The sequence below is a fragment of the Streptomyces graminilatus genome (genome assembly GCF_001418565.1).
Classification (GTDB): domain Bacteria; phylum Actinomycetota; class Actinomycetes; order Streptomycetales; family Streptomycetaceae; genus Streptomyces; species Streptomyces graminilatus.
The window spans coordinates 1-8576 of the sequence record NZ_LIQQ01000290.1; the positions used below are offsets into that span (position 1 = coordinate 1).

Genomic DNA, 8576 nt, shown 5'->3' on the forward strand with positions numbered 1-8576 from the left:
TCAACGACTGGTCCGCCCGCGACCTCCAATCCGCCGAGATGAAGGTGGGGTTGGGCCCCTGCAAGGGCAAGGACACCGCCGCCACCCTCGGCCCGTACCTGGTCACCGCCGACGAGCTGGAGCCGTACCGGGACACCGACGGTTTCCTGCGGCTGGCGCTGACCGCCTCCGTCAACGGCGAGGTGATCGGCGAGGATCTGCTGTCCAACATGAGCTGGACCTTCGAGGAGATGGTCGCCTACGCCTCGCGCGGCACGTACGTCCGTCCCGGCGACGTCCTCGGCTCCGGCACCTGTGGCAACGGCGGCTGCCTGGCCGAGCTGTGGGGCGTACGCGGCCGGCAGGATCCGCCGCCGCTGAAGCCCGGCGACACCGTCACCCTGACCGTCGAGGGGATCGGCACCGTGTCCAACGCCGTGGTGCCCGGCGCCGGAACGGTACCGGTCCCCCGGGCCCGCAAGCGCCCCAGCCCACGGCCGCGCCCGTGAACCGCGAGGCCGTGAACAGGCTGGACGGCAAGGTCGTCGTCGTCACCGGAGCCGCGCGCGGGCAGGGCGCGGCGGAGGTCGAGGCGCTGACCCGGGCGGGGGCGGTGGTGGTCGCCACCGATGTGACCGAGGCTGCGGGCTGTCTGCGGCTGGACGTCACCGAGGCGGAAGAGTGGGCGGCGCTCGCGGAAGCACTGCGCTGCCAGTACGGAGAGGTCCACGGCCTGGTCAACAACGCCGGGATCACCTGGCGCGCCCGGCTCCACGAGGTCACGTCCGAGGACTTCGCCCGGGTCCACGCGGTCAACGTCACCGGCCCGCTGCTGGGCATCCAGCACCTGGCGCCGTTGATGCCACCGGGCTCGTCAATCGTCAACGTCGGCTCGGCCGCCGCGCTCACCGGGCACTACCCGGTCGCGTACACGGCCAGTAAATGGGCGCTGCGCGGCCTGTCGAAGACGGCCTGTGTCGAGCTGGGGCCGATGGGCATCCGCGTGAACACCGTCCATCCCGGCTTCATCGAGACCGAGATGACCGCCTCCGCCGCGCCCGCCTTCCGCGAGGCGAACATCCGCGAGACGCCGCTGGCCCGTACCGGCACGGTCGACGAGGTCACCCCGCTGGTGGTCTTTCTCCTCTCCGACGGCGCGTCCTTCATCACCGGCGCCGAGATCCCCGTCGACGGCGGCTTCACCGCACACGGCGGCGTCAAGTCCATCTCGGACGCCCTGCGGTAGCCCTCTCACTGCCCTCTCATCGCCTTCTGATTGCCCTCTCACTGCCCTCTGACTGCCCGTGTCACAACCGAGACCATCACGGCGGCCACTTCCACGAAGCTCCCCCCGAGGACGGTAACGGGCAGGGGCGGCGGGGGCGTCGATCAGGACCGCGACAATTCGGCCAGCCGGTCGCCGAGCACCGGCGCGATCGCCTCCGCGTACGCGTCGGAGATGTGGCTCTCGTCCCGGTGGACGACCGTGTTGCCCACCAGCACCGGGCAGTAGCCGTTGGCCGCGAAATGGCCGGTCCGGCGCGTTTGCTACGCTCGCGGCGCGTCCCCTGGGGGAAGTCCGGTGAGAATCCGGCGCTGACCCGCAACGGTATGCACGCCTCCCGTCATCGGCTTTCCGGCCGGTGGTTCGGCGTGCGAGCCCGATTACCCAAGGTGCGCGTGCCCATTGACCGCTCGCCGTGGACTGCGAGCCGGAGGCGAAGGATCGCCGACGTGCGCCGAATACCCGTACTGCCGTTGGCAGTTGGGCTGATACTGCTTCTCTTCCTCTCCTTGCTGTGCGGGGTCGGGCTCGGCGCGTCCGGGATCGGCTGGGGGCAGGTGTTCCGGTTCCTGTGGGCCGGGGTCACCGGAGGCGCCATCCACGCCGAGGACGTCGCCTCGTACACCATCGTCTGGGAACTGCGGCTGCCCCGCGTGGTGCTCGCCGCCGTGGCCGGGGCGGGGCTCGCGGCCGTCGGGGTGGCCGTGCAGGCCATGGTGCGCAACGCGCTCGCCGATCCGTTCGTACTGGGGATCTCGTCCGGTGCGGCCGTGGGAGCCAACGCCGTGATTCTGCTGGGGGCGTTCGCCGGGCTCGGGGTGTGGGCGCTGTCCATCTCCGCCTTCGCCTCCGCGCTCGCCGCCATGGCACTCGTGTACGCCGTCGCCAGGTCCGCCGCTCATGGGCTCACTCCGCTGCGGCTGATCCTCACCGGGACCGCGCTGGCGTACGGCTTCGAGGCGGTGACCACCGTGATGGTGTTCGGGGCCGCCCGGGGCGAGGCGGCCAGGTCGGCGATGATGTGGCTGCTGGGGTCGCTGGGCGGGGCCACTTGGGCGCAGGTGCCGATCGCCGCCGTGACCGTCCTCGCCGGGTGGGCGTGGCTCGCCCGGCGCGCCGAGTCGCTCAACGCGCTCGCCATGGGGGACGAGACCGCAGCCGCCCTCGGGGTCCAACCGGCCAGGCTGAGGCGGGAGTTGTTCCTCGTCACGGCCGCCGTGACCGGCACCGTCGTGGCCGTCAGCGGGGCCATCGGCTTCGTCGGGCTCATGGTCCCGCATGTCGTACGGATGCTCGTGGGCGCCGATCACCGGCGGGTGCTGGCGGTCGCGCCGGTCGTCGGGGCCGTACTGCTGGTGTGGGCCGACGTTTTGTCCCGGGTGCTCCTCACACCGGCCGAGCTGCCCGTCGGGGTGATCACCGCCGTGGTCGGCGTACCGGCGTTCCTGCTGCTGATGCGGCGCGGCGGCTACGCGTTCGGGGGGCGGTGAGGGCATGCGGCTCGATGTGGAGGGTGTGTCGGTCGACGCGGGGGCGCGTCGGCTCGTCGAGGACATCACGTTGCGGGTGGACAGCGGAGCCTTCGTGGGGCTCGTCGGGCCCAACGGCAGCGGGAAGTCCACCCTGTTGCGGTGCGTGTACCGGGCGCTGCGGCCGGCAGAGGGCGCGGTGCTGCTGGACGGCGCCGACGTCCACGGCATGGAACCCCAGGGCGCCGCCCGGGTGCTCGCCGCGCTGCCCCAGGAGTCGTCCGCCGAGTTCGACTTCACCGTCGCCGAGGTGGTCGCGATGGGCAGGCTGCCCCACGTCGGGCGGACGGCGGCCGGGGACCGGGACATCTGCGCCGCCGCGATGGAACGAACCGGCGTAACGCATCTCTCCGACCGCGGGTTCCTCGCCCTATCCGGCGGCGAGAAGCAACGCGTGCTCATCGCAAGGGCGTTGGCGCAGCAGCCTCGCGTCCTCGTCCTCGACGAACCCACCAACCACCTGGACATCGCGCACCAGTTGGACGTCCTGTCCCTGGTCCGCTCCAGTGGCCTGACCGCACTGGCGGCCCTGCACGACCTCAACCTCGCCGCCGCGCACTGCGATCTGCTGTACGTGATCGCCGGGGGCCGGGTCGTCGCGTCGGGGGCGCCGCACGACGTACTCCAACCCGACTTGCTGGCCGCGGTGTTCGGAGTACTGGCCCACCCCGTACGGCACCCGGAGACGGGCGCCACGCAGTTGCTCTTCGACCTGCTTCCCAAGCACTCCCCCCAAGGCACTCCCCTCTAAGGACCCACCCCCATGCGCAAGCCAGTCGTGGCCACTGCTCTCCTGTCCCTCGCCTCCCTCCTCGCCACAGGATGCGGCGCGACCGTCGAGAAGCCCTCGGCGAAGACATCCGCGCAGGCCTCCTCCTCCGCCGTCACGCTCACCAACTGCGGTCAGAAGGTGACGTACGACAAGGTTCCCGAGCGGGTCGTCACGAACGACGTCGGGATCACCGAGCTGATGTTCGCGCTCGGTCTGGAGAACCGGATGGCCGGGTTCGCGATGCCCGACGACAAGGGTGATCTGACCGGCGTGCCCTGGAAGGACGGCTACGACAAGGTGAAGTGGCTGTCCAAGCAGCAGCTCACCAAGGAGAACGTCCTCGATGCCCGGGGCGACCTGGTCTTCGCCGGCTGGAACTACGGCTTCCGTGACGACAACGGCTTCACCCCGGACGCGCTGAAGAAGCTCGGCATCCCCTCGTACGTCCTCACCGAGTCCTGCCGCAACGGCCGTACGAAGACCTCGCGCGGCATCATGCCGCCCCTGGACGCCCTCTACACCGACCTCACCAACCTCGGAAAGCTCTTCGGTGTCGAGCAGCGGGCGGCCACCCTGGTCGCGGGCTTCAAGAAGCAGGTCGCCGCGGTGGCGGCGAAGGCTCCGACCGGGAACGCGCGTCCGAAGGTGTTCCTCTACGACAGCGGCACGGACTCCCCGTTCACCTCCGGTCGGTACGCCGCTCCCGAGGAGGTCATCAGCAAGGCCGGCGGCGTCAACATCATGAACGACCTCGACGACTCGTGGACGACGGTGGGCTGGGAGTCGGTGATCGAACGCAACCCTGACGTCGTCGTCATCTGCAACTACGGGGACGTGAGCGCGGACCAGAAGCGCAAGTTCCTGCTGTCGTACGCCCCGTTGAGAAACGTGTCCGCCGTCAAGCACAAGCGGATCTTCGTCCTCGACTACGTCGACCTGGTCGAAAGCCCGCGCAATCCGTCGGCGATAGCCCGGCTCGGGGCCTACCTCCGCTCGGCGGTGGACACCAGGCCCGCCTCATAGGCGGTGATCACGAGCTGGACGCGGTCACGGGCGTCCAGCTTGGCGAGGAGACGGGTGATGTAGGTCTTCGCCGTCGCCACGCTGATGTACAGCTCGGCTGCGATCTCCGTGTTGGACAGACCTCTGCCGACCAGCGTCAGCACCTCGCGCTCACGGTCGGTGATTGCCTTCAACTCCTGCTGCTGAAGGTGCTGTTGGGGGTTGGCGACGAAATCGTGGATCAGGCGGCGGGTCACACTGGGGGCGATCAGCGCGTCCCCGGCGGCCACGATCCGGATCGCCGCGAGGATGTCGTCCAGGGCCATGTCCTTGACGAGGAATCCGGACGCGCCGGCGCGCAGTGCCCCGTACACGTGATCGTCGTCGTCGAAGGTGGTGAGGACGACGATCCGGGTGTTCTCCGTCCCTGTCCCCCGGGTGATGCGGCGGGTCGCCTCGATGCCGTCCGTGCCCGGCATGCGCAGGTCCATCACCACGACGTCCGGGGCGAGTTCGTCCACGAGGGCGACGGCCTCCTCCCCGTCGGCGGCCTCGCCCACCACCTCGATGTCCGGCAGGTCGGCGATGACCACGCTCAATGCCGTACGGATCAACTGCTGGTCGTCGACGAGGAGAACCCGGATGCTCATCGGCCCGCCGCCTGAAGCGTGACGGTAAGGGGGACGGGCAGTTGGGCGGCCACCCGGAAGCCGCCCTCCGGGCGAGGCCCGGCCGTGAACTCCCCGTCCAGCAGGGCGACTCGCTCACGCATCCCGGCCAGCCCGAACCCGGTGTCGGTGGCGCTGCCGTGGCCCCGCCCGTCGTCGGTGACCTCGATGGCGAGGGCATCGGCGGCCCGGTAGTCAAGGGTGACCCGGCAAGCTCGGGCATCGGCGTGGCGTACGACGTTGGTCACCGACTCCTGCACGATGCGGAACGCCGACAGGTCGACGTCCGGGGGCAGTTCGCGGCGCTCCCCCGCCCAGTGCACATGTACGCGCACACCGGCGGCGCTCGTCACGGCGGCGAGCCGCTCGACCTCCGCCAACCCGGCTGCCACGGCTGCCTGTTGACCGCCGCCTGCTTCCTGGTCTGCGTGCCGTAGCACGACGAGCATGCGGCGCAGGCCGGCCAGGGTCTCCCGGCCCTCGTGCTCCACCGCCGACATCGCCTCCCGTGCGGCTTCGGGGCGGGTCGCCGCCACCCGGGCCGCCGCGCCGGCTTGGAGGGCAATGATGCCGATGCTGTGGGCGACCGTGTCGTGCATCTCCCTCGCGATGCGCAGTCGTTCGGCGGTGACGGCCTGCTGGGCTTTGCGGGCGGCGAGCTGTTCGGCGTGCGCACGGCTGCGGTTGGCCGCGTCGCCGAGCAGCCAGGAGATCAACGTCACGAGGGCGACGGCCAGTTCGGCCGAGGTGCCGACGCTCCAGCCCGCTCCGATCCGTACGGCCAGATAGCCCACGAGCAGCGCGAGCGAGAGCGAGACCGCGATGGCTCCGGTGCGGCGGGGGCGGCCGGCGGCAATGAAGTACACAGCGGTCTGTACGGCCAGGAACTGGGCCATCGGGATCTCCGTCACGGCCAGGTTCATCGTCTCGATGACAGCCGCCACCAGCAACAGGCCCACGGCCGTCAGCGGGCGCCGGGACAGGTAGAAGGCGGCGGTGAATACCAGGGCGGAGGCCACTACCAGGCACATCAGACCGTCCCACCGGTAGAGCTGGATGGCCGGACCCTGATCGGGCTCGTACTCGCCGGGCAGCCGAACACGCGTGAGGTAGGTGAACGCGGTGGCCGCGCACCAGGCGAACGCCGTCCAGGCGCCCGGCGGGACGCGTTTGAGTGTGGGCGGCGAGGGAGTGGCGGGCATGTACCGATCGTAGGCGGGCCGTTGGGAGCAGGCATCGGCCCGCAGACGTACAACCTGGGTCGACAGTCGGGAGGGTGGAGTGACGGCTGCGGTCCGATGCCCGGACAGGGTCGTGGACGAGACGGTGTTGTCGTGATCGAAGTCGAAGAACTGACGAAGCGTTACGGGACGACGACCGCCGTCGACCATCTCTCCTTCACCGTCCGTCCGGGGTACGTCACGGGCTTCCTCGGCCCGAACGGCGCCGGCAAGTCCACGACCCTGCGGCTGGTGCTCGGGCTGAACACACCCACCAGTGGTGCCGTCACCGTCGACGGCCGGCCGTTCGCCGGCCGCGCCCGCGGTCTGCGGCACATCGGCGCGCTGCTGGACGCCCACGACGTGCACGGCGGGCGCACGCCCCGCGCCCAGCTGACCGCGCTCGCCGTCAGCAACGGACTGCCCCGGCGGCGGGTGACCGAGGTGCTGTCCGAAGTGGGCCTGTCGGAGTCGGCGGGACGCCGGATCGGCGGATTCTCGCTGGGGATGAAACAGCGCCTGGGCATAGCGGCGGCACTGCTCGGCGATCCACCCGTGCTGCTCTTCGACGAACCGCTCAACGGGCTTGATCCGGAGGGGGTGTTGTGGGTGCGCCGACTGTTCCGGCGACTGGCCGGCGAAGGTCGCACGGTGCTGGTGTCCAGCCACCTGATGCGGGAGATGGAGCAGACCGCCGACGACCTGGTCGTCATCGGCCGCGGCACGCTGATCGCGGCGGAGAGCCTCACGGACTTCGCGGCCCGCGCGACGGGACTCCACGTATCCGTCCGCACCCCCGATGCCGAAGTCCTCCCGTCGCTGCTCACGGGCGCGGGCGCGGCGGTACGGGCGGAGCCGGACGGCTCGTACACCGTGACCGGCCTGCACAGCGAGCGCATCGGTGAGCTGGCCTTCGCCCACGGTGTGCGGCTGCACGAGCTCAGCCCACGGTCGGCCTCCCTGGAGGAAGCGTTCATGAAACTCACCGCCGACAGCGTCGAATTCTCCGCAGGAGCCACCCGATGAGCACCACCGACACCGACACTTCCGCAGCCGGGCCCGAGCGCCTGCTGTACCGGCCCCCGCCCGCTGCCCCCGCCCGCTTCCGGCAACTGCTCGCCGCAGAGTGGATCAAGATCTGGTCACTGCGCTCCACCTACTGGGCGCTCGGAATCAGCGCCCTCGCGATCATCGCCCTCAACGCCAACTCCGCCCGCGTCCACTTCGCCGACTATCGCGACATGCCGCCCATGGTGCGGGATGCCAACGCCGCGTTGGCCCTGCGGGACGCCTTCACCTCCGGCGCCGCCATGATGCTGATTCTCGCGGCGGCGAGCATCGGCGCGATCACGATCGTCGGCGAGTACGGGACGGGCCTGATCCGTACGACGTTCGCGGCCGTACCCGCCCGCCGAGCGCTGATGGCGGCGAAGGTGACGGTGGTGACGGCAGTCCTGACGGTGTACGGAGCGTTCACCGCCGGGGTCTCCTTCGCGGCCACGCAGGCCGTCCTGTCCGGCCGGAACGCGGACGTGGCACTCTCCTACCCGGGCGCCTGGCGAGTGGTCGTCGCGTCGGCCCTGCTGGCCCCGGTCTGCGCGCTGGCCGGCATGGGCCTGGGCGCGGTGATCCGGCACAGCGCGACGACGATGGTGGCCATCACCGGGGTACTGCTGCTCCTGCCCGCCTTCATCACCGACCGCTACCGCTGGACGGCCGCCGTTCGGGACGCGCTGCCCTACAACGCCTGGACCCGGCTGGTGGACGCGTCGTACGGGCACAACCCGCACGTCATCTACCCGCGCTTCTATCCGGAGACGGTGACAGGAAGCTGGGTCGCGTTCGGGGCATGGGCGGTGCTGGCCGGGGTCGTGGCAGTGCTGGTCGTAGACCGGCGAGACGTCTGAGGAGCAGTCTCCTCGCCCCCGCCCCATGGACTCGAAGGCGACGGCACCAGCAACGACGTGGGCATCGCGTGGACACCGGACGGCACCCCGATCGTCCTGGCCGTCCAGACGACGAAGCCCGACCGGGACGCCACCGCCGACCATCCCCTGGTGGCGGAGACGGCACGGATACCGGGCGAAGCACTGGGCTAAACCCCCTCCCCCGCCCAAGCGC

General features: G+C 70.6%; 10 protein-coding genes. 8 read left to right on the forward strand and 2 right to left on the reverse strand.

Annotated elements, in window-relative coordinates; all coding sequences use genetic code 11:
- From AOK08_RS24165 to AOK08_RS24185, 5 genes are all read left to right on the forward strand, one after another.
- Positions 1 to 488, forward strand: a 488-nt coding sequence (locus AOK08_RS24165) for a fumarylacetoacetate hydrolase family protein (RefSeq protein ID WP_198539361.1), incomplete at its 5' end; no start/stop codon positions are given.
- Positions 485 to 1225, forward strand: a complete 741-nt coding sequence (locus AOK08_RS24170) for an SDR family NAD(P)-dependent oxidoreductase (protein WP_055529738.1) — start codon at positions 485 to 487, stop codon at positions 1223 to 1225. The genes AOK08_RS24165 and AOK08_RS24170, both read left to right, overlap by 4 nt.
- A 488-nt stretch (positions 1226 to 1713) precedes the next feature.
- Positions 1714 to 2754, forward strand: a complete 1041-nt coding sequence (locus AOK08_RS24175; protein WP_055529740.1) for a FecCD family ABC transporter permease — start codon at positions 1714 to 1716, stop codon at positions 2752 to 2754.
- A 4-nt stretch (positions 2755 to 2758) separates the two neighbouring features.
- Positions 2759 to 3544, forward strand: coding sequence for an ABC transporter ATP-binding protein (locus AOK08_RS24180; protein ID WP_055529742.1), 786 nt, complete (start codon positions 2759 to 2761; stop codon positions 3542 to 3544).
- 12 nt (positions 3545 to 3556) lie between these two features.
- Positions 3557 to 4588, forward strand: coding sequence for an ABC transporter substrate-binding protein (locus AOK08_RS24185; RefSeq protein WP_055529744.1), 1032 nt, complete (start codon positions 3557 to 3559; stop codon positions 4586 to 4588).
- Here the strand turns inward: AOK08_RS24185 and AOK08_RS24190 are convergent.
- Entirely contained in the window at positions 4549 to 5217 is a 669-nt protein-coding gene (locus AOK08_RS24190; RefSeq protein WP_055529746.1) for a response regulator, read from the reverse strand. The genes AOK08_RS24185 and AOK08_RS24190 overlap by 40 nt on opposite strands.
- Complete coding sequence (locus AOK08_RS24195) at positions 5214 to 6437, reverse strand: sensor histidine kinase (protein ID WP_055529748.1); 1224 nt, start codon at positions 6435 to 6437, stop codon at positions 5214 to 5216. The genes AOK08_RS24190 and AOK08_RS24195 overlap by 4 nt, the downstream gene beginning before the upstream one ends.
- Positions 6438 to 6569: 132 nt before the next feature.
- Here AOK08_RS24195 and AOK08_RS24200 point away from each other — a divergent pair, with 132 nt between their 5' ends.
- The 3 genes from AOK08_RS24200 to AOK08_RS48485 are packed head-to-tail and all read left to right on the forward strand — an operon-like array spanning position 6570 to position 8554.
- A complete protein-coding gene (locus tag AOK08_RS24200) occupies positions 6570 to 7481 on the forward strand; it encodes an ATP-binding cassette domain-containing protein (protein ID WP_241827067.1) in 912 nt (303 codons plus the stop codon).
- Positions 7478 to 8362: an ABC transporter permease gene (locus AOK08_RS24205; RefSeq protein WP_241827068.1), complete on the forward strand. Its 885-nt coding sequence runs from the start codon at positions 7478 to 7480 to the stop codon at positions 8360 to 8362. Before AOK08_RS24200 ends, AOK08_RS24205 begins: the two co-directional genes overlap by 4 nt.
- A gap of 57 nt (positions 8363 to 8419) precedes the next feature.
- Entirely contained in the window at positions 8420 to 8554 is a 135-nt protein-coding gene (locus AOK08_RS48485; RefSeq protein WP_277816041.1) for a hypothetical protein, read from the forward strand.
- The last annotated feature ends 22 nt before the right edge of the window (positions 8555 to 8576 follow it).